Annotated in this window: 27 protein-coding genes and 1 pseudogene; 25 read left to right on the top strand and 3 right to left on the bottom strand. The window is 65.1% G+C overall.

Features of this window, described 5'->3' with window-relative positions; all coding sequences use genetic code 11:
- The first annotated feature begins 244 nt into the window (after nt 1-244).
- The 6 genes from KYN89_RS01940 (at nt 245) to KYN89_RS01965 (ending at nt 7,872) form a co-directional block, all read left to right on the top strand.
- Nucleotides 245-1,114 (top strand): N-acetylmuramoyl-L-alanine amidase family protein, encoded by an 870-nt coding sequence (locus KYN89_RS01940; protein ID WP_222823562.1) that lies wholly within the window; start codon nt 245-247, stop codon nt 1,112-1,114.
- A gap of 73 nt (nt 1,115-1,187) precedes the next feature.
- Nucleotides 1,188-3,680 carry a penicillin-binding protein 1A gene (locus tag KYN89_RS01945; RefSeq protein WP_222823563.1) on the top strand — a complete coding sequence of 831 codons (2,493 nt, stop codon included), beginning with the start codon at nt 1,188-1,190 and terminating at the stop codon, nt 3,678-3,680.
- Nucleotides 3,681-3,747: 67 nt separating this feature from the next.
- Nucleotides 3,748-4,875 (top strand): peptide chain release factor 2, encoded by a 1,128-nt coding sequence (gene prfB / locus KYN89_RS01950; protein ID WP_222823564.1) that lies wholly within the window; start codon nt 3,748-3,750, stop codon nt 4,873-4,875.
- A 49-nt stretch (nt 4,876-4,924) separates the two neighbouring features.
- Entirely contained in the window at nt 4,925-5,686 is a 762-nt protein-coding gene (locus KYN89_RS01955) for a class I SAM-dependent methyltransferase (RefSeq protein ID WP_222823565.1), read from the top strand.
- 31 nt (nt 5,687-5,717) lie between these two features.
- A complete protein-coding gene (locus tag KYN89_RS01960) occupies nt 5,718-7,124 on the top strand; it encodes an NAD(P)H-dependent flavin oxidoreductase (RefSeq protein WP_222823566.1) in 1,407 nt (468 codons plus the stop codon).
- Nucleotides 7,125-7,128: 4 nt separating this feature from the next.
- Nucleotides 7,129-7,872, top strand: coding sequence for an esterase/lipase family protein (locus tag KYN89_RS01965; RefSeq protein WP_222823567.1), 744 nt, complete (start codon nt 7,129-7,131; stop codon nt 7,870-7,872).
- Here the strand turns inward: KYN89_RS01965 and KYN89_RS01970 are convergent.
- Together KYN89_RS01970 and KYN89_RS01975 are read right to left on the bottom strand one after the other, a co-directional pair.
- Nucleotides 7,869-9,170, bottom strand: a complete 1,302-nt coding sequence (locus KYN89_RS01970; protein WP_248284943.1) for an ammonium transporter — start codon at nt 9,168-9,170, stop codon at nt 7,869-7,871. The two genes, KYN89_RS01965 and KYN89_RS01970, sit on opposite strands and share 4 nt — an antisense overlap.
- 120 nt (nt 9,171-9,290) lie before the next feature.
- A complete protein-coding gene (locus KYN89_RS01975; protein WP_222823568.1) occupies nt 9,291-10,307 on the bottom strand; it encodes a 2-hydroxyacid dehydrogenase in 1,017 nt (338 codons plus the stop codon).
- 93 nt (nt 10,308-10,400) lie between these two features.
- Between KYN89_RS01975 and KYN89_RS01980 the strand changes: the two genes are divergently transcribed.
- Entirely contained in the window at nt 10,401-10,883 is a 483-nt protein-coding gene (locus tag KYN89_RS01980; RefSeq protein WP_054524156.1) for an SH3 domain-containing protein, read from the top strand.
- Nucleotides 10,884-11,036: 153 nt separating this feature from the next.
- On the opposite strand, the gene KYN89_RS01985 is transcribed toward KYN89_RS01980, so the two are convergent.
- Nucleotides 11,037-12,233: a thiolase family protein gene (locus KYN89_RS01985; RefSeq protein WP_222823569.1), complete on the bottom strand. Its 1,197-nt coding sequence runs from the start codon at nt 12,231-12,233 to the stop codon at nt 11,037-11,039.
- A 77-nt stretch (nt 12,234-12,310) separates the two neighbouring features.
- Here KYN89_RS01985 and KYN89_RS01990 point away from each other — a divergent pair.
- The 18 genes and pseudogenes from KYN89_RS01990 to nuoI all read left to right on the top strand — a co-directional run.
- A pseudogene (locus KYN89_RS01990) lies at nt 12,311-13,759 on the top strand (coniferyl aldehyde dehydrogenase); the annotation flags it as partial.
- A 127-nt stretch (nt 13,760-13,886) separates the two neighbouring features.
- Entirely contained in the window at nt 13,887-14,261 is a 375-nt protein-coding gene (ndhC, locus tag KYN89_RS01995; protein ID WP_010237527.1) for an NADH-quinone oxidoreductase subunit A, read from the top strand.
- Nucleotides 14,262-14,339: 78 nt separating this feature from the next.
- Nucleotides 14,340-14,873: a NuoB/complex I 20 kDa subunit family protein gene (locus tag KYN89_RS02000; protein ID WP_029140453.1), complete on the top strand. Its 534-nt coding sequence runs from the start codon at nt 14,340-14,342 to the stop codon at nt 14,871-14,873.
- A 2-nt stretch (nt 14,874-14,875) separates the two neighbouring features.
- Nucleotides 14,876-15,727, top strand: coding sequence for an NADH-quinone oxidoreductase subunit C (locus KYN89_RS02005; RefSeq protein ID WP_222823571.1), 852 nt, complete (start codon nt 14,876-14,878; stop codon nt 15,725-15,727).
- Between the two features lie 62 nt (nt 15,728-15,789).
- Nucleotides 15,790-16,335 carry a hypothetical protein gene (locus tag KYN89_RS02010; RefSeq protein WP_248284944.1) on the top strand — a complete coding sequence of 182 codons (546 nt, stop codon included), beginning with the start codon at nt 15,790-15,792 and terminating at the stop codon, nt 16,333-16,335.
- A gap of 10 nt (nt 16,336-16,345) precedes the next feature.
- A complete protein-coding gene (locus KYN89_RS02015) occupies nt 16,346-17,563 on the top strand; it encodes an NADH-quinone oxidoreductase subunit D (protein WP_222823572.1) in 1,218 nt (405 codons plus the stop codon).
- On the top strand, nt 17,560-17,814 hold the full coding sequence (locus KYN89_RS02020; protein ID WP_222823573.1) for a hypothetical protein: 255 nt from the start codon (nt 17,560-17,562) through the stop codon (nt 17,812-17,814). The genes KYN89_RS02015 and KYN89_RS02020 overlap by 4 nt, the downstream gene beginning before the upstream one ends.
- On the top strand, nt 17,807-18,475 hold the full coding sequence (locus KYN89_RS02025; protein WP_222823574.1) for a complex I 24 kDa subunit family protein: 669 nt from the start codon (nt 17,807-17,809) through the stop codon (nt 18,473-18,475). The genes KYN89_RS02020 and KYN89_RS02025 overlap by 8 nt, the downstream gene beginning before the upstream one ends.
- A 5-nt stretch (nt 18,476-18,480) precedes the next feature.
- Nucleotides 18,481-18,654, top strand: coding sequence for a hypothetical protein (locus KYN89_RS02030; RefSeq protein WP_248284945.1), 174 nt, complete (start codon nt 18,481-18,483; stop codon nt 18,652-18,654).
- Nucleotides 18,644-18,787, top strand: coding sequence for a hypothetical protein (locus KYN89_RS02035; protein ID WP_197636143.1), 144 nt, complete (start codon nt 18,644-18,646; stop codon nt 18,785-18,787). Before KYN89_RS02030 ends, KYN89_RS02035 begins: the two co-directional genes overlap by 11 nt.
- Nucleotides 18,784-20,079: an NADH-quinone oxidoreductase subunit NuoF gene (gene nuoF / locus KYN89_RS02040; RefSeq protein WP_222823576.1), complete on the top strand. Its 1,296-nt coding sequence runs from the start codon at nt 18,784-18,786 to the stop codon at nt 20,077-20,079. The genes KYN89_RS02035 and nuoF overlap by 4 nt, the downstream gene beginning before the upstream one ends.
- Complete coding sequence (locus KYN89_RS02045) at nt 20,076-20,729, top strand: hypothetical protein (RefSeq protein WP_222823577.1); 654 nt, start codon at nt 20,076-20,078, stop codon at nt 20,727-20,729. The genes nuoF and KYN89_RS02045 overlap by 4 nt, the downstream gene beginning before the upstream one ends.
- Nucleotides 20,726-21,415: a hypothetical protein gene (locus tag KYN89_RS02050; protein ID WP_222823578.1), complete on the top strand. Its 690-nt coding sequence runs from the start codon at nt 20,726-20,728 to the stop codon at nt 21,413-21,415. The genes KYN89_RS02045 and KYN89_RS02050 overlap by 4 nt, the downstream gene beginning before the upstream one ends.
- Nucleotides 21,416-21,425: 10 nt before the next feature.
- Nucleotides 21,426-22,082, top strand: a complete 657-nt coding sequence (locus KYN89_RS02055; RefSeq protein ID WP_222823579.1) for a hypothetical protein — start codon at nt 21,426-21,428, stop codon at nt 22,080-22,082.
- Between the two features lie 143 nt (nt 22,083-22,225).
- Nucleotides 22,226-22,750 carry a hypothetical protein gene (locus tag KYN89_RS02060; protein WP_222823580.1) on the top strand — a complete coding sequence of 175 codons (525 nt, stop codon included), beginning with the start codon at nt 22,226-22,228 and terminating at the stop codon, nt 22,748-22,750.
- Between the two features lie 12 nt (nt 22,751-22,762).
- A complete protein-coding gene (gene nuoG / locus KYN89_RS02065; RefSeq protein ID WP_222823581.1) occupies nt 22,763-24,805 on the top strand; it encodes an NADH-quinone oxidoreductase subunit NuoG in 2,043 nt (680 codons plus the stop codon).
- Nucleotides 24,802-25,857, top strand: a complete 1,056-nt coding sequence (nuoH, locus tag KYN89_RS02070; RefSeq protein ID WP_222823582.1) for an NADH-quinone oxidoreductase subunit NuoH — start codon at nt 24,802-24,804, stop codon at nt 25,855-25,857. Before nuoG ends, nuoH begins: the two co-directional genes overlap by 4 nt.
- Nucleotides 25,854-26,339, top strand: a complete 486-nt coding sequence (gene nuoI, locus KYN89_RS02075) for an NADH-quinone oxidoreductase subunit NuoI (RefSeq protein ID WP_010237569.1) — start codon at nt 25,854-25,856, stop codon at nt 26,337-26,339. The genes nuoH and nuoI overlap by 4 nt, the downstream gene beginning before the upstream one ends.
- Nucleotides 26,340-26,354: the final 15 nt, after the last annotated feature.

A 26,354-nucleotide genomic window follows, 5' to 3' on the forward strand; every position in this document is an offset into this window, starting at 1 on the left:
GTGCGCATTGGTCGCATCAACCTGTTAGTTTGCGGGGTCGACCACACGAGGTGTAATCCGTGTGGCCGGTCTGTCGTCCCGATCGCGAGTCCACCTGCGAGAGCGGACAAACCGCTGATCGAAAAGGGGCTCGCGCCTCGTGACTGGAAGTGGCTAGCATCGCGCGAGGGGCGCGGCAACTCTATTGCGCAAGCATGTGACGTCTATTGCGCAAGAGAGGCACCACATCTTACTAGGGACAGGGATGGGCCGCTTTTTTCAGATCCTCGCAATTTTCCTGCTGCCGGTGGTGATCGTCGGCGGGGTGTATGTGCTTGGGCTGACCATTCCGGTGCCGCATCTCGGGCGCGACTACGTGATCAGCTTGGTGCTGCCTGAGGCGGGCCAGCCGGTCGATCTTCCGACAATCTACGGCCCGCCCGACAATTCGCGCCCGCTGGTGGTGATCGACGCCGGTCACGGCGGAAAGGACCCGGGCACGGTTTCGGGCGACCGGTACGAGAAGGACGTCGTGCTGGAACTGGCGCTGGCGCTGAAGGATCGCCTGATCGAGGAAGGCGGCATCCGCGTGGCGCTGACGCGCGAGGACGATACCTTCCTCGTCCTGCAGGAACGGCCCGAGATTGCGCGGCGGCTCAATGCCGACCTGTTCATCTCGCTCCATGCAGACAGCGCGGGTGATTCCGAAAGTGCGTACGGTGCGAGCGTCTACACCCTGTCGCGCGAAGCATCGAGCGAGGCCGCGGCGCGGTTCGCCAATCGCGAGAACAATGCCGATCTGCTCAACGGCGTGGTGGTGAAGAACCAGAGCGATCCGGTGAACGACATCCTGGTCGAACTCTCGCAGCGCCGGGTGCAGGAAACCAGCCGCGAGTTCGGCGAGCTGATCGAGCGTGAGGGGAAGGGCAAACACCGCTTCCATTCGCAGACCCAGCGTTCCGCCGCACTCGCCGTGCTGCGCGCGCCCGATGTGCCCGCGGTGCTGTTCGAAGTCGGCTTCCTGACCAATCCGGACGATGCCGCACGGCTTTCGTCGGACGAGGGGCGCGAGGAATTCGCCGGTTTCCTCGCCCGCGCGATCCGCGTGTTCTTCGCCCGCCAGTCGGTCGGCTGAACGACCCCGTGCGAATGTTCACCATTGGTTATGGCGGTCTGCGCGAGGAGCGTGCTAAGGGCGCTGCCGCATCATGACCGAGCTATCAGTCGAACATATCCGTTACCGGATCCAGCGTGGATCGCAGGACGCCTTCGCCGAGTTCAAGCAGACCTGGCGGGATAACTGGGCGGTCCGCTGGATCGTCTATGGCACGATCGCCTTTCTGGCGCTGGTCGGCATTGCCTGGTTCCTGATCGGGCGCGACCTGCCCGATGCAAGCGCGCTGCAGGATTACGAGACGCCGCTACCCACCGTGGTGCGCGGTGCCGATGGCGAGATCGTGGGCAGCTATGCACGCGACCGGCGGGTGCAGCTCGATTACGTCGATTTCCCGCGTCCGCTGGTCAACGCGTTCCTCGCCGCCGAGGACGAGACCTTCTGGCGGCACAACGGGGTCGACATCACCGGCACGCTCAACGCGGTGCTCGACTATGCGCGCAAGGCCGGGACGGACGAGCGCGCGGTCGGCGGGTCGACCATCACCCAGCAGGTCGCCAAGAACGTGCTGCTGAGCGATGAGTATTCGATCACCCGCAAGCTGAAGGAGATGCTGGTCGCGCGGCGGATCGAACAGACGCTGACCAAGCAGGAAATCATCACCCTCTATCTCAACGAGATTCCGCTCGGCCGGCGCAGCTTCGGCGTGCAGGCGGCGGCGCGCGCCTATTTCGACAAGGATGTCGGCGATCTCGACCTGCACGAGATGGCGTTTCTCTCGATCCTGCCAAAAGCGCCCGAACGTTACGGTCGCTCGAAGTACGAAGAGCTTGCGATCACGCGCCGCAACTACGTGCTCGACAAGATGGCGGAGAACGGCTGGGCGAGCGAGGCCGATGTCGCCGCCGCCAAGGCCAAGCCGCTTGGGCTGACCTCCGGCGCGGCCTCGATCCGCAATGCCGATGCGGGCTATTTCATCGAAGAGGTCCGCCGCCAGCTGCTCGACCGGTTCGGCGAAACCGCGGATGATGGGCCCAACAGCGTTTACGCAGGCGGGCTGTGGGTGCGCACCTCGCTCGACATGGAATACCAGAAGGCCGCGCGCGACGCGCTGCGCAAGGGCATGCTGCGCTATCACGGCGGGCGCGGATGGAGCGGCCCGGTCGCCACGCTCGACCCCAGCAAGGGCGATCTGGGCAGCCAGCTCGCAAGCGCGAATATCGGGATCAATTACAAGGACTGGCGGGTCGCGGCCTTCACCGGATCTGGCCAGATCGTCTTCTCCAACGGCGAAACCGCCACGCTGGGCGGTGCGCCAGGCTCGCTCAAGGAAGGGGACGTGCTCGCGGTGCGCCCCTCGGGCAATGGCTGGCGGGTGGCGGTCATTCCCGATGCGTCGGGCGGAATCGTGGTCGAAGACCCGCAGACCGGCCGGATCATGGCGATGCAGGGCGGGTGGGACAGCCGCCTGGAAAGCTTCAACCGGGCAACCCAGGCCAATCGCCAGCCTGGCTCCACGGTCAAACCCTTCGTCTATGCCACCGGGCTGGACCACGGGATGACCCCGGCAACGCAGGTCGATAACAGCAGCTTCTGCGCCTACCAGGGTGCACAGCTTGGCCAGAAATGCGTTCGGGGCGGGCGCGCGGGGACCTATACCCTGCGCTACGGCCTCGAACAGTCGCAGAACGTGATGACCGCCAATATCGCCAACGAGGCGGGCATGCCCAATGTCATCAAAACCTACGAGCGGGTCGGCATCGGGTCTTACAAGCCCTACATCGCCTTCGCGCTGGGCGCGGGCGAGACGACGGTCGAGAAGATGACCAATGCCTTCTCCACGCTCGCCAACCACGGTCGCCTCAACGATCCGACCGTGATCGATTACGTGCAGGATCGCCGCGGCAAGGTGATCTGGCGCGCCGACAAGCGCGAGTGCGAAGGCTGCAACATGCCCGAATGGGATGGCTCGGCCATGCCCCGGCCCGGCCCGATGGGGCGGCAGGCGATGGATGCGCGCACCGCGTTCCAGATCACCCACATCCTCGAAGGGGTGATTACCCGCGGCACCGCCAAGGTGCTGCGCGGCACCGGCCTGCCGCTGTTCGGCAAGACCGGGACGACCACCGGCCCCAAGGACGTGTGGTTCATCGGCGGTACGCAGCAGCTGATGGTCGGCACCTATCTTGGCTTCGACCGGCCGCGCAACATGGGCGGTTATGCACAAGGCGGCACCATCGCCGCGCCGATCGTCAAGGATTTCATCGAGGAAACGCGCGAGCGGTGGAGCGCCAATCCGCCGGTTGCGCCTGCAGGCGTGCGGATGGTCCGGGTCGACCGGCGCACCGGCGGCCGGGTGTTCGATGCGCCCGCCAGCACCGAAGACAACGCTGCGGTGATCTGGGAGGCGTTCAAGCCCGATACCGAACCGCCGCGCTCGACCCGCGCGTCCGAAATCGCGGCCCAGCGGCAGGAGTTTCTCGATCTGATCCGCCGTGCCCGCCGGGCGAAGAACGAAGCCGCACTGGCGGCCGAGCGGGAGGAGCCGCCCGAAAGCTTCGTCGAGGAACAGGGCGGGATATACTAATCCCGCGCCTTGCCATGGGTGCGGCGCGTCCCTAGCGCTGCCTGCCCGTTTCTGTGGAGAAAATGCAATGCGTGCCGAAGGGCAGGCCCATATCGACCGGATCGAAGCTGCGCTGGCGCTGGTGCGTCAGTCGCTCGACTGGGAACGCGCGCTTCGCCGGCTCGACGAGCTGAACGCGCGCGTGCAGGACCCGAACCTGTGGAACGACCCGAAGGAAGCGCAGGCGATCAGCCGCGAGCAGAAGCTGCTCGAAAACGCGGTCAACACGGTGCGCGAAATCTCGCAGGAAATGTCCGACGCGATCGAATTCGTCGAGATGGGCGAGGCCGAGGGTGACGACGATGTCGTGACCGAAGGGCTCACCAGCCTCGAAAAGCTCGCTGCCCGTGCCGATGCCGACAAGGTCCAGGCACTGCTCTCGGGCGAGGCGGATGCGAACGACGCCTATCTCGAAGTGCACGCCGGGGCCGGCGGGACGGAGAGCCAGGACTGGGCCGAAATGCTGATGCGGATGTATGTCCGCTGGGCGGAAAAGCGCGGCTTCAAGGTCGAGACGGTCGAATATCAGTCGGGCGAGCAGGCCGGGATCAAGTCGGTCACGCTGCATATCAAGGGCGAGAACGCCTACGGCTACGCCAAGACAGAGAGCGGCGTGCACCGCCTCGTGCGGATCAGCCCTTACGATTCGAGCGCACGGCGGCACACCTCGTTCAGCTCGGTCTGGGTCTATCCGGTGATCGACGACGATATCGAGATCGAGATCAACGAGAGCGACCTCAAGATCGATACCTACCGCGCCTCGGGCGCGGGCGGGCAGCACGTCAACACGACCGACTCCGCCGTCCGCATCACCCACCAGCCGACTGGAATCGTCGTCGCCAGCCAGAACGACCGCAGCCAGCACAAGAACCGCGCAACCGCGATGAACATGCTCAAAGCGCGCCTGTTCGAACGCGAGATGGCGGAGCGTGAGGCAGCGGCATCGGGCGAATATGCCGAGAAGACCGAGATCGGCTGGGGCCACCAGATCCGCTCATACGTCCTCCAGCCGTACCAGCTGGTGAAGGACCTGCGCACGGGCGAAACCTCCACCGCGCCGGGCGACGTGCTCGACGGGGCGATCGACCCGTTCATCTCCGCCGCGCTGGCGCAGCGGGTGACGGGCGAAGCGGTCGATGTGGAAGACGTCGAATAGGGCAAAAGCCGCTTTGCCAAGCCCGGCATGCGCGGTTAAGTGCGGCCCGATGATGGCACGCACGGCATTTTCCCTGTTGGCTTGCACCGCGCTGGCGCTTGGCGCCTGCGGCTCTTCTACGGAAGATACGCAGCGGCCCGAGACCGCGCGCGCCTTCCCGCTGCCCGATCGCCCGGTTTCCAATCTGGGCGCGAATGCCTTTTCCGACGAGCAGACCCGCGACAGCCAGGGCGAGGCGCGCAAGGTCATGGACATGGCCTCGATCGAGCCAGGCATGACGGTGGCCGATATCGGCGCGGGCGAGGGCTATTACACGGTCCGCCTGGCAGAGCGCGTGGGCGAGCATGGCCGCGTGCTGGCGCAGGATATCGATCGCGGCGCGCTGGAGCGGCTGGGCCGCCGGGTCGAGCGCGAACGGCTCGACAATGTCTCGATCAAGGCCGGTGCACAGGACGACCCGCGCCTGCCCGAAGATAGCTTCAACCGCGTCTTCATGGTCCACATGTATCACGAGGTGGCAGAGCCCTACGCCTTCCTGTGGCGGCTGTGGCCCTCGCTGGAAGACGGCGGCAAGGTGATCGTGGTCGATATCGACCGCCCGACCGACCGCCACGGCATCCCTCCCGCCTTGCTCGCCTGCGAATTCGAACGGGTCGGCTACCGGCTCGACCGGATCGAGCAGGCACCCGAGCTTGCGGGATACTTTGCACAATTCTCCCGCGGCGCTACAAGGCCCGACCCAGACGAGATCGTGCCCTGTACCGGGCAGAAAAGCGCGTCCGATGCCGATAATGGCCAAGCCAACGGGTAAGGGCGCGCCCAGCTGATTAATTGGAAGTTTGATGGCATTTAAAGGACTGCGACCCATCCAGTACGGCGGTCGCGAGGTGTGGCCGCTGATCGAAGGCGGGAAGGGCGTTTCGGCGACCAATCACGCAAGCTCGGGCGCATGGGCGGCTGCGGGCGGCATCGGCACCGTGTCGGCTGTCAACGCGGATACCTATGACGAGGACGGCAACCCGATCCCGCAGGTCTACCCGCAGGCGACCCGCAAGGAACGGTTCGAACAGCTGGTCCGCTATGCCATCGATGGAGCGACCGAGCAGGTTAATCGTGCTTACGAGATCGCCGACGGCAAGGGTGCGATCAACATCAACGTGCTGTGGGAGCAGGGCGGCGCACAGCAGGTCTTGGAAGGCGTGCTGGACAATTGCGCCGACAAGATCACCGGCGTCACCTGCGGCGCAGGCATGCCCTACAAGCTGGCCGAGATCGCCGCGCGCTACAACGTGCACTACCTGCCGATCGTCAGCTCCGCACGCGCCTTCCGCGCGCTGTGGAAGCGCAGCTATTCCAAGGTGCCGGACCTGCTGGCGGCGGTGGTCTACGAAGACCCGTGGCTGGCGGGTGGGCACAACGGCCTGTCCAACGCCGAAGACCCGACCAAGCCGGAAGATCCCTATCCGCGCGTGAAGGCGCTGCGCGAGACGATGCGCAAAGAAGGCGTGTCGGAAGACACGGCCATCGTCATGGCGGGCGGCGTGTGGTTCCTGCGCGAGTGGGAAGAGTGGATCGACAACCCCGAGCTGGGCAAGATCGCCTTCCAGTTCGGCACGCGCCCGCTGCTGACCGAGGAAAGCCCGATCCCGCAGGTGTGGAAAGACATGCTGCGCACGATCGAGCCGGGCGATGTGCTGCTGCACAAGTTCAGCCCAACCGGCTTCTATTCCAGCGCGGTCAAGACGCCGTTCCTCTATGACCTCATGCACCGCTCCGAGCGGCAGATCCCGATCTTCAAGCGGGACGAGGAAGAGGGGACGATTCCGCTCTCCGATCACGGCAAGGCCAAGTATTTCTTCGTCCACCCCGGCGACCAGCGCAAGGCGCAGGCGTGGATGCACGAAGGCTTTACCGAGGCGTTGAAGACGCCGGACAACACGGTCGTGTTCGTGACCCCGCAAAGCGCCGAGCAGATCCGGGCCGACCAGCAGGGCTGCATGGGCTGCCTGTCGCACTGCCAGTTTTCGAGCTGGAAGGATCACGACGATCACACCACCGGCCGCCTCGCCGATCCGCGCAGCTTCTGCATCCAGAAGACGCTGCAGGATATCGCGCATGGCGGCGATCCGGACGAGAACCTCGCCTTCGCCGGCCACGCAGCGTACCGCTTCAAGCAGGACCCGTTCTATTCCAACAACTTCACCCCGACGGTGAAGCAGTTGGTGGAGCGTATTCTGACCGGAGACTGACGCCATGCCCCAGCCGAAAGATGCGATGCGAGAGGACCATCTGGCACCGCCTTTCGGCTATTGGCTGCGCGAACTGCCGAACCTGCCGAAAATCTGGTCGAGCCCGGTGCGCCGGGTGCGCCTGCCGGAGCATGTCCGGGCAGCGCCGCCTGAGGGTACGCGCCCTCCGGTCCTGGTCATCCCCGGGATCATGTCGAACGACGGCGCGACCTCGCTGATGCGGCGCACGCTCGATGCGGCGGGGTATGATGCCTATCCTGCGCGGATCAGCGCGATGATGACCGGTATCACCCAGGCCTTCTTCGACCGGGCCGAGGCGCGGCTTGACCAGATCTGGCGAGAGACCGGACAGAAGGTGGCGCTGATCGGTATCAGTCTGGGCGGCCTCTATGCCCGCGTGCTGGCGCAGCGCCATCCGCACAAGGTCGCGCTGGTGATGACGCTGGGCACGCCCTTCTCGGGCGACCGGCGGGCCAACAACGCGTGGCGGCTGTACGAGGCGCTCAACGACCACAAGGTCGACAATCCGCCGATTTCCGATGACCCCCGGCAGAAGCCGCCGGTGCGCACGATCGCAATCTGGTCGCCCCGCGACGGGATCATCGCGCCCGCCTGCTCGCGCGGGGCAGAGGGCGAGTGCGACCGCGCGATCGAAGTGCCCGAGCGGCATTTCGAGTTTTCCGCCAGCCGCGCCTCGATCGAACGCATTCTGGATGTGCTTGCCGAGGAAATGCCGGTGGGCGGCTAGTCGGCGAAGTACCAGCCGCGCTCGCCGTGGCTGGTGATGTCGAGCCCCTCGATCTCGCGCCTGCGCTTGACCCGCATGGGGATGAGGATGCCGATGCCCAGCGCGAGAATGCCGGTCATCACCGCGCTCCACACCGCGACCGCAGCTACCCCGATCGCCTGCGCGCCGAGCTGCGTGGCCGGGGTCATCCCCGCAGGATAGCCCGTGCCGCCCAGCGAATAGGAGACGAACAGGCCGAGCAGCAGCGTGCCGAGCATTCCGCCCATGCCGTGGACCGCAAACACGCTCAGCGTATCGTCGATGCCCCACTTTCGCACCTGCACCAGCGCGCCGTAGCACACGACCGGGGCGAGCGCGCCGAACAGGATCGCCGCGCCCGGTGCGATATAGCCAGCCGCGGGCGTGATCGTGGCGAGGCCCGCGACCGCGCCGGCCGCCCAGCCAATCGTGGTGCATTTGCCCAGCGCGATCCGCTCGATCAGCAGCCACACCAGCGCCGCGACACAGGCTGCGAGATGGGTGTTGATGATGGCGCTCGACGCATCGTCGGTCGCCGAGAGGGCGGAGCCGCCGGTGAAGCCGAACCAGCCGACCCACAGCAGGGCGGCACCGATCATGGTCAGCACGGGGGCGTGGGGCAGTATGGGCTTGTCCGCAAAACCTTCGCGCGGGCCGATCAGCACCGCCGCGACCAGTGCGGACACCCCCGCCGTGGTGTGGACCACCAGCCCACCGGCAAAATCCATCGTGCCGAAGGTGCTGGCGAGCCAGCCGCCGCCCCACACCCAGTGCGCGACCGGGGCGTAGACGACCAGGCTCCACGCGGCGCAGAACAGGACGACCCAGCCAAGGCGTGCACGCTCCGCCCACGCGCCGACCATCAGCGCGGCGGCGAAGACCGCGAACCCCATCTGGAACAGCACGAAGGCGCTTTCGGGCACGGTGGTGCCGTAGCGCACATTGGTCAGCTCGATCAGCATCCATGCGCGGCCATTGCCGAACCAGCCATTGCCGATATCGCCGAAGGCCAGCGTGTAGCCGGTGACCACCCACAGGACCGAAATCACCGCCGCGACAGCGCCGCATTGCAGCGCGACCGACAGTACGTTCTTTGCCCGCACCCGTCCGCCGTAGGACAGCGCGAGGCCGGGCAGCGTCATCAGCAGGACGAGCGCGGAGGAGGTGAGCATCCACGCGGTGTCGCCGGTATCGCTTTCCACCAGAGTGCCCGCGTCCTGTGCGAAGGCAGGGCTGGCGATCAGCATGGCCAGCAACATGGCGGAAACGAATCTGGTCATCGGGGTGGGGCCTCCAGCAAGTCCGCCCGCAATGCCGGCAAACGGCCACGGGCGCGAAAGCCTATAGCCCCGCTTTTGCGCATAACTGGTAAACCGGGGTTCACCTTATTTAGTGCGCGATCAGATCAGAGCGTCGAGTGCCTGATCGGGCGGACGGTGGCCATCGGCCCACATGCGGATATTGGCGATCACCTTGTGGCCCGAATCCTCGCGCCCCTCGCGGGTGGCGCTGCCGATATGGGGCAGGGTCATCACGTTGGGATGGCGGATCAGTCGCGCGTCGACCCGGGGTTCGTCCGGGTACACGTCAAGCCCGGCGCCCGCGAGCCGCCCGGCTTCCAGCGCCTCGATCAGCGCTTCCTGGTCGACCAGATCGCCGCGCGCGGTGTTGATCAGGCAGGCACCGTCCTTCATCCGCCCGATCGCCTGCCGGTCGATCATGTGGTGGCTCTGCGGGTTGGAAGGGCAGTGCAGGGTGAGGATGTCGGCCTGCGCGAGCAGTTCGTCCAGGCTCTCGACATAGGTTGCGCCGAACATCCGCTCGACCGCTTCGGGCTGCCGCTTGCGGTTGTGATAGACGATGTCGAGCCCGAAGGCCTTGGCGCGGTGGGCGACGGCCTGACCGATCCGGCCCATGCCGACGATGCCCAGCACCTTGCCCGCCAGCTTGCGACCCAGCATCGCGGTCGGTGCCCAGCCGCTCCACTCGCCGCTGCGGACCAGTGCAACGCCCTCGCGCATCCGGCGCGGCACGCCGATGATCAGCGCCATCGCAAGATCGGCGGTATCCTCGGTAAACACGCTCGGCGTGTTGGTGACGGTGATCTTGCGCTTGGCTGCGGCGGCCAGATCGAGATGATCCGTTCCTGCGCCGAAGCTGGCGATGAGCCGCATCCGGTCTCCGCCCGCCTCGAGCATTGCGGCATCGATCCGGTCGGTCACGGTGGGCACCAGCACGTCGCAATCGCGCATCGCCTCGATCAGCTGCTCGCGCGAAAGCGGCGTATCGCTCTCGTTGAAACGGCAGTCGAACAGCTGCGCCATGCGCTCCTGCACCGAAGGGACCAGTGCGCGGGTCACGATGACGCGGGGGGTGCCTTGAATGCGGCGGGCGGGATCTGCGGGTTTGCTGGCCATCGCCGCCGTGCTTGGCGTGTGGCGCAAACACGGTCAAGCGGTGGCACCATCCAGCTTGCCAGGATCACGGCGCTTGCGGTATCTCGTTCCCCCATGCCGAGACGCCCTTTCCTGCTCGCCACGGGGCTTGCCCTGACCATCGCCACGCTGACCGCGACGCCTGCCGGCGGGGCGAACCGCGACACGCCCTACTGGGCGACGATCGACGTGACCGAGGCGAATATGCGCGTCGGGCCGAGCGCGGAATACCGGATCGAGTGGGTCTACAAGCGCAAGGGCCTGCCGGTGAAGGTGGTGCGCGTGCGCGAGGGCTGGCGGCTGGTCGAGGACCCGGACGGCGACCAGGGCTGGATCGCGGCGCGGCTGCTCAGCCGTACGCGCGGCGCGATCGTTGTCGGCAAGGGCCTCGCCGAGATGCACGATTCGGATGCCGCCGGGTCCGCGATCAAGTGGAAGCTGGAGCCCGGCGTGGTTGGCCGGTTGGGCGACTGCGAGGAAAACTGGTGCGAATTCTCGGTCGGCGAACGCTCCGGCTTCGTCGAAGCGAATCGCCTGTGGGGCGCGGGCGAGCCCTAGGGCGCACCGGTCCCCTCATCCAACAAATCCCCTCATCCAAGCTGCGGTAGCGAGCAGTGCTCGCAACCTACGCTATCCTTCTCCCATGGGGAGAAGGATGCTGGAGCTTGTGAGCGAAGCGAACTAGCGAAGGCTGGATGAGGGGTAAGCCTCTCAAATCATCTCCACGGCAACCGCGGTGGCTTCGCCGCCGCCGATGCACAGCGAGGCGATGCCGCGCTTCTTGCCCTGCTGCTTGAGCGCGTTGAGCAGCGTCACGATGATCCGCGTGCCGCTCGCGCCGATCGGGTGACCCAGCGCGGTGCCGCCGCCGTTGACGTTGATCTTGTCGTGCGGGATGCCGATGTCGCGCATCGCGAACATCGCGACGCAGGCGAAGGCTTCGTTGACTTCCCACAAATCGACGTCTTCCGCGCTCCAGCCGGTCTGTTCGAGCAGCTTCTCGATCGCACCGATGGGCGCGACGGTGAACTTGCTCGGCTCCTGAGCGTGGGCCGCGAGGCCGACGATCTTCGCAACCGGCGTCTGGCCGTTTTCCTTGGCGACGCTCTCGCGCGACAGGACAACGGCGGCCGCACCGTCGGAGATGCTCGACGAGGTGGCAGCGGTGATCGTGCCGTCCTTGGCGAAGGCGGGACGCAGCTGCGGGATCTTGTCGGGCTTGCCCTTGCTGGGTGCCTCGTCATGCTCGACCGTGGTTTCCCCCTTGCGAGTCACGATCGTCACGGGGACGACTTCGCCATCAAAGGCACCGCTCTCGATCGCGGCATTGGCGCGGCGCAGCGATTCGATGGAATAATCGTCCATTTCCTCGCGGGTCAGCTGGTATTCGTTGGCGGTTTCCTGCGCGAAGGTGCCCATCGCGCGGCCTTCCTCGTAGGCATCTTCCAGCCCGTCGAGGAACATGTGGTCATAGGCGGTGTCATGGCCGAGCCGCGCACCGCTGCGATGCTTCTTGAGCAGGTAGGGCGCATTGGTCATGCTCTCCATGCCGCCCGCGACCACGTAGTTCACGGTGCCGCTGGCGAGCGCTTCGGAGCCCATGATGACGGTCTGCATGCCGGAGCCGCAGACCTTGTTCACGGTCGTCGCCTGCACCGATTTGGGCAGGCCCGCCTTGATCGACGCCTGGCGGGCAGGAGCCTGGCCGAGCCCGGCAGGAAGCACACAGCCCATGTAGGTCCGGTCGAACTTGTCCACCGGCACGCCCGAGCGGTCCACCGCCGCCTTCACCGCCGTCGCGCCGAGGTCGGTAGCAGTGGCATCGGCCAGTGCGCCCTGCATGCTGCCCATCGGAGTGCGCGCGTAGGAGAGGATGACGATCGGATCTGCTTCGGAAAACTGGGGCATTGGTAAGTACGTGCCTTTCTGTTGTCGCAACGCTTTGGCTCAATTCGCGTTCGATGTAATAGCACAGCCCAGAAACACAATCGGAGAGCCGAGACATGAGCGATACACCGCCCCAGACCCTTGAGCGCATTCTGGAATCCCAGCGCCGGGCCTTCACCGCGGCGCGGCCAGAGCCGCTCTCCATCCGGCGCGACCGGATCAAGCGGGCGATGTCGATTCTCTCGCAGCACGGCGAATCGCTGGCCGAGGCGATGAATGCGGACTTCGGCAGCCGCAGCTTCGAAGGCTCGATGATGACCGACATCGTCAGCACGATCGGCTTCGGCAAATACTGCCTCAAGAACATGGACCACTGGGCTGCGCCCGATAAGCGCTCGGTCCGCTTCCCGCTCGGCCTGATGGGCGCGAAGGCGGAGGTCCGCTACGAACCCAAGGGCGTGATCGGGATCATGAGCCCGTGGAACTTCCCCGTGAACCTGAGCTTCGGCCCGCTGATGCAGGTGCTCGCCGCGGGCAACCGCGCGATGATCAAGCCGAGCGAATTCACGCCCGCCACCAGCGACCGGATGCGCGAACTGGTCGCCGATGTTTTCGACGAGGATGAGGTAACCGTCATCACCGGCGGGCCGGACATGGCCCAGGCGTTCTCCTCGCTCCCCTTCGACCATCTGGTGTTCACCGGTTCGACCGCGACGGGCCGCAAGGTGATGGAAGCGGCGGCGAAGAACCTTGTCCCCGTCACGCTGGAGCTGGGGGGCAAGAGCCCGACGATCATCGGCAAGGGTGCCGACCTCACCCGCGCGGGCGAGCGGATCGCGCTGGGCAAGATGCTCAACGCCGGGCAAATCTGCCTCGCACCCGATTACCTGCTGGTGCCCGAGGATCAGGAGGAAGGCGTGGTCGCGGCGGTCCAGCTGGGCGTGCACCAGATGTATCCCACGCTGCTCGACAACGAGGATTACACCGCGATCATCTCCGACAAGCATTTCGAACGGCTCAAGGGCATCGTCGAGGATGCCAAGGCCAAGGGGGCCGAGGCGATCGAGGTGAACCCTGCGAACGAGAGCTTCTCCAGCGCCAACACCCGCAAGATGCCGCTGACGATCCTGCGCAATGTGACCGACGACATGAAGGCGATGCAGGAGGAGATCTTTGGCCCCGTCCTGCCGGTGAAGACCTACAAGGCGATCGACGAGGCGGTCGATTACATCAACGACCACGACCGTCCGCTGGGGCTCTATTACTTCGGCAGCAACGCGAAGGAGCAGGAGCACGTGCTCGACCGCACGATCTCGGGAGGAGTCACGGTCAACGACGTGATCTTCCACATTTCGGTCGAGGATATGCCGTTCGGCGGGGTCGGCCCGTCGGGCATCGGCAGCTATCACGGGCCCGAAGGCTTCCGCGAATTCAGCCACGCGCGCAGCACCTATCAGCAGCCCAAGATCGACATCGCCAAGCTTGCGGGGCTCAAGCCACCCTATGGCGATGCGGCGAAGAAGGCGATCGCGCGCGAGATGAAATAGGCGACGGACGGGCGTGCAGCCCGTCTGTTGCGGAAAAACCAACGTGAGTTGCGTCGCGGGCTCCCTTGCGCCCGCGCGGCGTGCGGCCTAGAGGCGGCAGCGACAAGCGGACTGATGGAAACTGCGCGTGATCGATCTCGGACAATATCTGCCTATCCTCCTGTTTCTCGGGGTGGCCTTGGCCATTTCCTGCGTCTTCGTGTTCCTGCCGATGGGCGTCTCGCGCCTGACCGGCACGCACAACCCGACCGCCGAGAAGCTGAGCGAGTACGAATGCGGGTTCCCCGCCTTCGAGGAGCCGCGCAGCCAGTTCGACGTGCGCTTCTACCTCGTCGCGATTTTGTTCATCATCTTCGATCTCGAGGCTGCGTTCCTGTTCCCCTGGGCGGTCAGCCTCGACTTCACCGGCTGGTCGGGCTGGACCACGATGATGATCTTCATCGGCGAACTGGCCATCGGCCTGATCTATGCATGGAAAGTGGGCGCGCTGGAGTGGGAGTGATCCTCCCCGGCGCCGCGCGCGATTGGAATTGAGATGAGCGAGAACCAGACCATCACCCCGGCGGGCCACAACCCGCAGATGCAGCCCGCGGCGCAGCCCGGCGAGGTGCGTCAGCCGGATTCGGACTATTTCAACGCGCTTCAGACCGAAGTGAACGACAAGGGCTTCCTCGTCACCTCGACCGAGGAACTGTTCCAGTGGGCGCGCACCGGCAGCCTGTGGTGGATGACCTTCGGCCTCGCGTGCTGCGCGGTCGAGATGATCCACGTCAACATGCCGCGCTATGACATGGAACGCTTCGGCGTCGCCCCGCGCGCTTCGCCGCGCCAGAGCGACGTGATGATCGTCGCGGGCACGCTGTGCAACAAGATGGCACCGGCGCTGCGCAAGGTTTACGACCAGATGTCGAACCCGAAATATGTCATCTCCATGGGCAGCTGTGCCAATGGCGGCGGCTACTATCATTATTCCTACAGCGTCGTGCGCGGCTGTGACCGGATCGTGCCCGTGGACATCTACGTGCCCGGGTGCCCCCCGACCGCCGAGGCGCTGCTCTATGGTGTGATGCAGTTGCAGCGTAAGATTCGCCGCAGCGGGACGGTGGAGCGCTAAGAATGGCGACGGTTCTGCATTCCGCACCCCGCTTCACCCTGATCGACGGGCTGAAGGATACGCTGTCCGGCGCGCTCGGCGAGATGCTCGTCGAAGCGAAGGAAGAGCATGGCGAGCTGCTGCTGAGCGTGCAGCGCGACCGGCTGGAAGACGCGCTGCGCCTGCTGCGCGACGATCATGGCTACCAGCAGCTGGTGGAGATTGCCGGGGTCGACTATCCCGGCCGGCCAGAGCGGTTCGAAGTGGTCTACATGCTGCTCAGCCTCACGAAGAACAGCCGCATCATGGTCAAGGTGACCGCCAGCGAAACGACTCCGGTGCCCACCGCGACGACGCTGTGGCCCAATGCCGGCTGGCTCGAGCGCGAGGTGTTCGACCTTTACGGCGTGGTGTTCGCGGGGAACATGGACCTGCGCCGCATCCTCACCGATTACGGCTTCGAAGGGCATCCCTTCCGCAAGGACTTCCCGCTGACCGGCTATGTCGAACTGCGCTATTCCGAAGAGGAACAGCGGGTGGTCTACGAACCGGTCGAGCTGGCGCAGGATCTTCGCCAGTTCGATTTCATGAGCCCGTGGGAAGGCGCTGATTACGTGCTGCCCGGCGACGAAAAGGCGCATACGCCGCCGGTCGACGAAGCGAAGACCACCGACAGCCCGAAGGACACGGGTGCGGGTGCGAAGACGGATGCAAAGGCCGACGAAAAGGTCAGCGCCGATGCACCGGCGGAAGAGAAAACCGGCGAGGACCGCACGCCTGCGCCCGAGCCGACCGAAGATCGCCCCGATCGCCCGGAACGCAAGGGCGATGCCAAGGATACCTCGGCGGCGACCGAGCCCAAGGACAAGGATTGAGCGAAGCGGGGCGGATCTCTCTGAGCGCCGCCCGCGTCGATGGAGCGATGGAGAACGCGACTATGAAGCGAGTGCTGATGGTTTCTGCCGCCGTTCTGCTGGCGGCCTGTTCGCAGGGCGATGGCGACGCCGAGAGCGGTGACGACTTCGCCGCGCGCGTCGGGGCAGGGCAGGGCGAAGCGACTCCTGCGCCCACCGGCACCGTCGCGCCGCCCGAAAGCACCATGGCGCGCGGCTCCGCCGTGCCCGAGGGCGCGGACCCGATGGGTCTCGAAAAGCTCGGCAATATCGCGCGCGTCGATCTCGGTCCGCGCGACGGCGGCTGCACCTTCTCGCTCAATGCGCAGGAACTGCTGCTCGCCGGGGCACCGGATGACGAGACGGTGAAGGGCAAGGGTGTGGTCCGGATCGGCGGCGAGCTGATCAACCTCACCGCCGAAAATGGCGGGCTGGGCGCGATCTACGCGGGGCCGACGATGACCGCCGATGGCGTGACCGTGAAGGTCGTGCCCGCAGCGGGGAATGATGCGATGCGGACCGCGGACCTCTACGTCGCGGCCGATGGCAAACAGCGCAAGTTCGCTGGCGGGCAATGGGCCTGCGGATAGGAATGGAATAATGGCACACGGGCTGACGATCGAAGAATCGCCGACCACCGGCGACGAGCAGATCACCAACTACACGATCAATTTCGGGCCTCAGCACCCTGCGGCGCACGGCGTGCTGCGCATGGTGATGGAGCTCGACGGCGAAATCGTGGAGCGGGTCGATCCGCATGTCGGCCTGCTGCATCGCGGCACCGAGAAGCTGATCGAGCACAAGACCTACCTGCAGGCGCTGCCCTATTTCGACCGGCTCGATTACTGTTCGCCGCTGTGCATGGAGCACAGCTACGTCCTCGCGATTGAGAAGCTGCTCAATCTCGACGTGCCGATCCGTGCGCAGTATCTGCGGGTGCTGTTCGCCGAGCTGACGCGCATGTCGAACCACTTCCTCAACATCGGCGCGCACGTGATGGACGTCGGCGCGATGACGCCGAACCTGTGGATTTTCGAACTGCGCGAAGATTGCATGAACTTCTTCGAGCGGGCTTCGGGCGCGCGCATGCACTCCGCATGGTTCCGCCCCGGCGGCGTCCACCAGGACGTGCCCGAGAAGCTGTTGGTCGATATCGGGGAATGGCTCGACAACCGGGTGCCCGAACTGTTCGGCGACGCGATGAGCCTCGTCATGGACAACCGCATCTTCAAGCAGCGCAACGTCGACATCGCCGTCGTCAGCCGCGAAGACGCGATCAAGTGGGGCTTCTCCGGGCCGATGCTGCGTGCGGCGGGCGTGCCGTGGGATCTGCGCAAGTCGCAGCCCTACGACGTCTATGACCGGATGGACTTCGAGGTGCCGGTGGGCACCAATTCGGACTGCTACGACCGTTTCATGGTCCGTGTGCAGGAAGTCTACCAGAGCATGAAGATCATCAAGCAGTGCCTGGCGGAAATGCCGAGCGGCCCGATCGCTTCGGACGACCGCAAGGTCTCCCCGCCCAAGCGCGGCGAGATGAAGCAGTCGATGGAAGCGCTGATCCACCACTTCAAGCTCTACACCGAAGGCTTCCATGTGCCGGCGGGCGAAGTCTACGTCGCGACCGAGAGCCCCAAGGGCGAATTCGGCGTGTACCTGGTCAGCGACGGGTCGAACAAACCCTACCGCTGCAAGATCCGTCCGACCGCGTTCTCGCACCTGCAGGCGATGGACATGATGACCAAGGGCCACATGCTGCCCGACGCAACCGCCATCCTCGGCGCGATCGACGTCGTGTTCGGGGAGTGCGACCGGTGAAGCCTTTGGCGGCCTCTGCTGCTATCCTGCTGACGGCCCTGAGCGCGACCCCGGCGCTGGCCGACGGGTTCGAGTTCGAGCTCGTTCCCGCAGATGCCACTCTGTATCTGGTCGAGAAGCGCTCGGGCTGCGTATGGCGCAAGGGTGCGAACGGCGACTGGCTGTTCGAAGGGCCTAATGCGGCAACCCGCCGTGCCCAGTGTGACATGATAATCGAGAAGGCGCCGCGAGTGGCGAACGAAAATGGCTAATCGGCAACCCGCACCCGACACCCCCGAACTGCGCGAGCGGTGGGGCAATTTCGCCTTCAACGCCGACTACGAGGCGAAGGCGCAGAAGGCGCTTGCCCGCTATCCCGAGGGGCGCAAGAAATCGGCGGTGATGCCGCTGCTCGACCTCGCCCAGCGGCAGGTCGGCGAGGAAACCGATACGCAAGGGTGGCTGCCGCTGCCGGTGATCGAGTATGTCGCGAACTATCTCGACATGCCGGTGATCCGCGTGCTCGAAGTCGCGACCTTCTACTTCATGTACAACATGACGCCCGTGGGTAAGTACCACGTGCAGGTGTGCGGTACGACGCCGTGCATGCTCCGTGGCTCGGACGACATCATCGCTGCGTGCAAGAAGCGCGGGATGAAGAAGGGCGAAGTGTCCGAGGATGGCCTGTGGACGCTCACCGAAGTCGAATGCATGGGCAATTGCGCAACCGCGCCGATGGTCCAGATCAACGACGACAATTACGAAGACCTGACGCCCGAGCGGCTCGACGCCGTGCTCGATGCGCTGGCCAAGGGCGAACAGCCCAAGACGGGTACGCAGGAGCCCGGTCGCCATACGTCCGAGCCCAGTGGTGGGCCGACCACGCTCAAGGAAATGGTCAGCGAAAACCACGATTATCGGGGTGAATGGTAGTGGGTATGACTGCCCGTAAAGGCTTCCCCGCCGTCGGGGTTCTGTTCCTCGTGCTCGCGCTGGTGATGTTCCTGAAGGGCGACGACTGGGTCGTGTGGCTGATTCTGGGTATCGTCTTCGGCGGGCTCGGCATTTTTAGCCGGGGCAAGAAGACCGACGGGGCGATCGATGGAAACTAATATCGTCACCATCATCGTCGCGCTGATCGCCATCGCCATCGCGTGGAAGGTATTGAGCGGCCTGTTCAAGACGCTCGCGCTGCTCGCGATCCTCGCCGTGGCAGCCTATGTTGTGTTTGGAGTTATGGCATGAGCCTGGCCGATAAGGACCGCATTTTCACCAACCTCTACGGGTTTCAGGACTGGGGCCTGAAGGCCGCGCAGGCGCGTGGAGACTGGGACGATACCAAGGCGCTGCTCGCCAAGGGGCAGGATTCGATCATCGATGATATGAAGGCCTCGGGCCTTCGCGGTCGTGGCGGCGCGGGCTTCCCCACCGGCATGAAGTGGTCCTTCATGCCCAAGGAAAGCAAGGACGGCCGGCCCAGCTTCCTCGTCATCAATGCCGACGAATCCGAACCCGGTTCGTGCAAGGACCGCGAGATCATGCGGCACGATCCGCACAAGCTGATCGAAGGCGCGCTGGTCGCGGGCTTCGCGATGCGCGCGCGCGCCGCCTACATCTACATTCGCGGCGAATATATCCGCGAGGCGGAAACGCTGCAAAAGGCGATCGACGAGGCGTACGACGCCGGTTTCATCGGCAAGAACGCCTGCGGCTCGGGTTACGACTACGACGTCTTCCTGCACCGCGGCGCGGGCGCATACATCTGCGGCGAAGAAACCGCGCTGATCGAAAGCCTCGAAGGCAAGAAGGGCCAGCCGCGCCTCAAGCCGCCGTTCCCGGCAGGTGCGGGCCTCTATGGCTGCCCGACCACGGTGAACAACGTCGAGAGCATCGCGGTCGTCCCCACGATCCTGCGGCGCGGCCCCTCGTGGTTCGCCAGCTTCGGGCGTGAGAAGAACGACGGCACCAAGCTGTTCCAGATCAGCGGGCATGTCGAAAAGCCCTGCGTGGTCGAGGAAGAGATGAGCATTCCCTTCCGCGAACTGATCGAGCGGCACTGCGGCGGCGTTCGCGGCGGGTGGGACAATCTGCTCGCGGTAATCCCGGGCGGCTCGTCCGTCCCGCTGGTCCCGGCCGAACAGATCATGGACGCCCCGATGGATTTCGACGGGCTGAAGGAACTGGGCTCCGGCCTCGGCACCGCCGCCGTCATCGTGATGGACAAGTCGACCGACATCGTCCGCGCGATCAGCCGGATCAGCTACTTCTACAAGCACGAGAGCTGCGGCCAGTGCACCCCCTGCCGCGAAGGCACCGGGTGGATGTGGCGCGTTATGAAGCGGCTCGAGACGGGTGACGCGGACATCGACGAGATCGATATGCTCCAGACCGTGACCAAGCAGGTCGAAGGCCACACCATCTGCGCGCTGGGCGATGCCGCCGCATGGCCGATCCAGGGCCTGATCCGTCACTTCCGCCCCGAGCTGGAGCGGCGCATCGCCGAACGCGGCGAGGCGATGGCGGAGGCGGCGGAGTGATCGCTCGCGCGCTCCTTCTTCTGGCTCTGGTTGCGGGGCTGGCAGCGCCGGCCCATGCGCGAGATAAAGAGCCCGAAGCTGACGCGCGCAAGGCGATGTCGGTCTATGTCGACTGTTTGCTGAACCGGTCGGGCTATAAGTTGCGCAAGGCGATAGATATCCCTGTGGGCGATCCTTCCCTCGCGGCGACCTTGGCAAAGCTCGCAACCTCGAGCTGTCTTGGCGACACTTCCGGCGATGTGGAATTGCGCATGCAGCCCCTGGTTCTTCGCGGCGCTGCGTTCGAGAGTTTGTATCGAAACAAGTTCGGCGATGCTCTCGAGATCGAAGACTTTTCGCAGCTTGCCCCACTCGAATATCCTGTTGCGACCCCAGAGACGCAGAATGTGGACGGCGATGCTGCGAGTTATTTGCTGATGATGGCGGTGGGCGACTGCCTGGTCAGAGCTGATGCGTCGGCCTCGCATAATCTGGTCATCTCGGAAATCGCCAGCGCAGGCGAAACCGATGCAATCCAATCACTGATGCCGATGCTGCCAGTGTGCATTCCGGCAGGCAGAACGCTCGAACTCAGCAGGTCGATGTTACGTGGGGCAATCGCGGAGCCACTCTATCGGCTCTCCGTCCAGCAATCGGAAACGGGCCTGTGATCGCTCGCATCGTCGCCCTGTTCACGCTCGCCGCCGCCATCGCGGTGTTCGCTACTGCGCCGCTCGAAGCGCAGCGGACGGGTACCCGGCTGGGCGGCAATGCGAAGAAATCCGACCCGGAGGCGGTCCTGCGGGTGGTTGCGCAGTGCGCTGCTGACCGCAAGCCCGCCTATGCCCTCGCGCTGCTCGACGCGTTGCCGGGCAGTGACGAGGAAAGCCGCCAGTTCAGGCGCGGTCTCGGCGATCTGAGCAATTGCATGGATTACGACCGTAATCTTGCGGTTGGTAGTGACATCATGACGGCGAGCGCGCTGGCGTTTCGCCTGATGCTGGTCGAACAGATGGTCGCCAACCGGCTCAAGTCGCCCGTCGATACGGCGGCGATCGGTGGCGGGGCTCCGTGGTTTCTCGCCCTGATACCCGAAGGCGAGAGCGAAGTTCAGGCCGACGCGCGCTACATGGTGCTGATGGAATTCGGCGATTGCGTTGTCTCGGCCGCGCCCTCGCAGAGCGTCGCGTTCATCTCCGCGACTCCGGGAACCGCGGGCGAGCAGACTGCGATCCAGGGCCTGGTCCCGTTCCTCGGTCCGTGCATCGCGAGTGGTGACGAAATCCAGCTCACGCCTGCAATGCTGCGCCGGGCGCTGAGCGAGCCGCTTTATCATCGCATGGCGCAGGCCGGGTAAGGGGGCAGGGATGTTCGCTATCAGACATTTTTCGTTATCGATGGCGGGGGCAGCCTGCGCGCTGGCTCTTGGTATCGCCGTGCCTGCGGCCGCGCAGCCGAGCGCGAAAGAGACCAGACAGGCGCATAATGTGCTGGTGGATTACAGCACCTGCGTGGCCGACGCCGAGCCAGAAATTACGCGGGCCTTCGTCCTCACCGATGGTGCCGATGCGGCGCGGGTGGACGGAGTAAAGCGGCTGTTCGATTCGCGCTGCATGGGCTTCAACCACGGCAAGCTGAAGATGGAGGATTTTCTCTTCCGCGGTGCGCTCGCCCAACGGCTTATCGAAAAGACGCTTGCTTCCGATGCGCTGGACAATGTCGCGGATCTCGAAGCGCTTAACGCGACTTACGCGGGTGAGGGCCCCGCCGCGCAGGGCCACACGCTGATGTATCGGATCGGTGAGTGCATTGCGCGGGCCGATGCTGCGGGTGCGCGCACGCTGTTTGCCACCCGGATGGGTAGCGACAAGGAGAAGGCCGCGATTCGTGCGCTTGCTCCTGTCATCAGCGGCTGCGTGCCTGCGGGGCAGGAGGTACAGATCGACCGGGCGCGGCTGCGGTTCGGCCTTGCCACAATGTATTACCGGCTTGCGGCTCGGCTGACCGGGCAGGGTGCCGAATGACCCTGCGCAGCGCCGCCATATCTGCCATTGCCCTGCTTGCTGTGAGCCTTTGCGGCAGCGCGCCTGCGCTTGCGCAGTTGAGCCCGAGTACCTCGGGTTTTTCGAGCGCGCCCACGTCGGCTAACGACGAGGAGTATTTCTACATGCTCCGCCAGCTCGGCCCGTGCCTGGCGAGCAACAAGCGGGATCGGTCGATCGCCTTCCTCGATGCGCCGATCGATTCGCCGCAAGAGGCCGCCGCGTTCGACGCGCTGTTCGGCGACACGACCAACCGCTGCATGCAGAACTTCGTCAGCGCGACGCTGGTGCGTGCATGGGTGCGCGGCGTGGTTGCCGAAGGGCTGTTCAAAGACGCGATGCGCGAGTGGCCGGTCGGCGCTGTGCCCGCCATGGAAGAACCGGAGAGCATCGCCTCTATACATGACTTCGCACGCTGCTATGTCGCGCAAGACTTCGCGGCGGCGCGCGGTCTGATCGAAGAGACCAGGCTTGGCGACAAGAGCGAACTGGCCCGCATGCGCGAGCTGGCACCGACCTTCGGCCCCTGCATGCCGCAAGGGTCGCAGATCGCGCTCAAGCCGATGAACATTCGCATGGCACTTGCCGAAGCGCTGTACCACGCAACCCGCAATCCGGGCGCGGCGCGCTTGCCGGGCCAATCGGACTAGGACTGAGACAGAATGCCTAAAGTCACCGTAGACGGACAGGAAATCGACGCACCGGAAGGTGCCACCGTGCTGCAGGCGTGCGAGCTTGCGGGCAAGGAAATCCCGCGCTTCTGCTATCACGAGCGGCTGAGCATCGCGGGCAATTGCCGCATGTGCCTGGTCGAAGTGAAGCCCGGGCCGCCCAAGCCGCAGGCAAGCTGTGCGCTGCCGGCCACCGAAGGGCAGGAAATCCGCACCGACACACCAATGGTGCGCGCGGCGCGCGAAGGGGTGATGGAGTTCCTCCTCATCAACCACCCGCTCGACTGCCCGATCTGCGATCAGGGCGGCGAGTGCGACCTGCAGGACCAGTCGGTCGCTTACGGTCGGGGCGGCTCGCGCTATCACGAGAACAAGCGTGCGGTGACCGAGAAGTACATGGGCCCGCTGATCAAGACGATCATGACCCGCTGCATCCACTGCACCCGCTGCGTGCGCTTCTCCGAAGAGATCGCGGGCGTGGACGAGATCGGCGCGCTCTATCGCGGCGAAGACATGCAGATCACGACCTATCTCGAACAGGCAGCCGCCCACGAGATGAGCGCCAACGTGATCGACCTGTGCCCGGTCGGCGCGCTTACCAGCCGCCCCTACGCGTACGAAGCGCGTCCGTGGGAGCTGAAGAAGACGCTCAGCATCGACGTGTCCGACGCGGTCGGCGCGAATATCCGGCTCGACAGCCGTGGGCGCGAGGTGATGCGCGCGCTCCCGCGGATCAACGACGACGTCAACGAAGAGTGGATTTCAGACAAGGCGCGCTATCAGGTCGACGGCCTGACGCGGCGCAGGCTCGACCAGGTGTGGGTGCGCGCGGTCGGCGGGCCGAACGCGGGCAAGCTGCAACGCGCGAGCTGGGAAGACGCTTTCGACGCGATCGTGAAGGCTGCGAAGCAGGGCGGGGATGGCTCCATCGCGGCGGTCGCGGGCGATCTGGTCGATTGCGAGACGATGTTTGCGGCCAAGCGCCTGCTGGCAGAGCTGGGCTCGGACAAGCTGGAAGGCCGCCAGACCGGTCTCGACTATGACTGCTCCAGCCTTGCCGGAATCGCGTTCAACTCGACGCTGGCGGGTATCGAGAGCGCCGATGCGATCCTGATCGTCGGCAGCCAGGTCCGCCACGAAGCGCCGCTGATCAATGTCCGCCTGCGCAAGGCGGCCAAGCGCGGCGCGAAGATCTTCCTGATCGGGCCCGAGTGGGACACGACCTTCGCCTGCGAATTCCTGGGCGAGGATGCGGGCCTGCTGCACGATCTGCCCGGCCACGTCGCTGATGCCTTCAAGGACGCGGCGCGGCCTGCGATCATCGTCGGCCCCGGCGGTCTCGCGGCCAATGCGCTGCACCCGGCACTGGTGCTTGCGGACGAGTGGAACCTGGTGCGTGACATCGACGGAGAGGCCTGGAACGGCTTCAACGTGATCCACACCGCGGCGGCCCGGATGGGCGCGGTGATGCTGGGCTACGCCCAGAAGGGCGGAATCAAGGATGTGGTCGACGCCGCGCCTGCGGTACTTCTCTCGCTCGGCGCGGACGCAGTCGACTACGGCGCATTCGAGAAGAGCCTGAAGGTCTATATCGGCCACCACGGCGATGCCGGCGCGCACGCGGCGGATATCATCCTGCCCGCGGCCAGCTATGCCGAGAAGGACGGGACCTACGTGAACACCGAAGGCCGCGTGCAGTTTGCCGAGAAGGCGGTGTTCGCCCCCGGCGATGCCCGTGAGGACTGGACGATCCTGCGCGCCCTTGCCGATGCCTTCGGCGTGAGCGTGGGCTTCGACAGCTTCGCGCAGCTGCAGTCGGCAATGATCGAAGCCGTGCCCGCGCTGGGCGAGGAAGGCATCGCGCCGCTGGGCAAGCTGCCCAAGGGCAAGAAGACGCCCAAGGCCAAGGGCGCGATCGCGTACCCGATCGCCGACTTCTACCTCACCAATCCCATCGCCCGCGCGAGCGAGACGATGCAGCGCTGCTCGGCCGAACTGGTCCACGGTGACGAGATTCTGGAGGCCGCGGAATGACCGAATTCTTCCAATCCCTCGGCATGAACTACGAATGGGCGTGGTTCGTCGCGACCATTGCAGGCATCCTGCTGATCGCGTTCCCGCTGATGCTGGCGGTCGCCTACGTCATTCTGATCGACCGCAAGGTCTGGGCAGCGATCAACCTGCGCAAGGGGCCCAACGTGGTCGGCCCGTTCGGCCTGCTGCAGAGCTTTGCCGACGGTCTGAAGGTGTTCCTGCAGGAAACCATCATCCCCAGCGCGGCGAACAAGGGCATCTTCATCATCGCGCCGATCATCACCTTCACGGTGGCGCTGGCGGCGTGGGCGGTGGTGCCGTTCGCCGATGGAGTGGTGCTGGCGGACATCAATGTCGGCCTGCTCTACATCCTCGCGATCAGTTCGCTGTCGGTTTACGGCGTGGTGATGGCCGGGTGGGCGAGTAACTCGAAATACCCGTTCTTCTCCGCGATGCGCGCCGCCGCGCAGATGATTTCGTACGAGGTCTCGATCGGCTTCATCCTCGTGTGCGTCGTGCTCTGGGCAGGTTCGTGGAACCTCACCGAGATCGTCGAGGCGCAGCGCGGCCACGGTTTCGGGATCGTCAACGGGTTCTATTTCAACCTGCTGCTGTTCCCGATGTGGGTGGTGTTCTTCATCAGCTCGCTCGCGGAAACGCAGCGCGTTCCGTTCGACCTGACCGAGGCGGAAAGCGAGCTGGTTGCCGGGTATCAGACCGAATATTCCAGCATGGCTTTCGCGCTCTACTGGCTGGGTGAATATGCCAACATCCTGCTGATGTGTGCGCTCAACACGCTGCTGTTCTTCGGCGGGTGGCTGCCGCCCGTCGACTGGGCGCCGCTATACTGGGTGCCCGGCATCATCTGGTTCCTGCTGAAGACGCTGTTCTTCTTCTTCATGTTCAGCTGGGTCATGGCGACCGTGCCGCGCTACCGCTACGACCAGCTGATGCGGCTTGGCTGGAAGATTTTCCTGCCGATGAGCCTGATCTTCGTTTTCGTCATCAGCGGCTACCTGATGGCCACCGGACATTTCGGAAACCCCGCATGAGTATCGCCCAGACCATCAAGGCCTTTACCCTCTACGAGTTCGTGAAGGCGCACGCGCTGACCCTGAAGTATCTCTTCAAGCCCAAGGTCACGATCAACTACCCGTACGAGAAGAACCCGATTTCTCCTCGTTTCCGGGGCGAGCATGCGCTGCGCCGCTATCCCAACGGGGAAGAGCGCTGCATCGCGTGCAAGCTGTGCGAGGCGGTGTGCCCGGCGCAGGCGATCACCATCGAGTCGGAGCCGCGCGCGGACGGTTCGCGCCGCACCACGCGCTACGACATCGACATGACCAAGTGCATCTATTGCGGTTTCTGCCAGGAAGCGTGCCCGGTGGATGCGATCGTCGAGGGTCCGAACTTCGAATATTCGACGGAAACCCGCGAAGAACTGCTTTACGACAAGGCCAAGCTGCTCGCCAATGGTGACAAATGGGAACGCGCCATCGCAGCCAACCTTGAAGCCGACGCGCCCTACCGCTAGGCGCGCCACAGACCA

The organism is Alteriqipengyuania abyssalis (assembly GCF_019857185.1).
GTDB lineage: Bacteria > Pseudomonadota > Alphaproteobacteria > Sphingomonadales > Sphingomonadaceae > Alteriqipengyuania > Alteriqipengyuania abyssalis.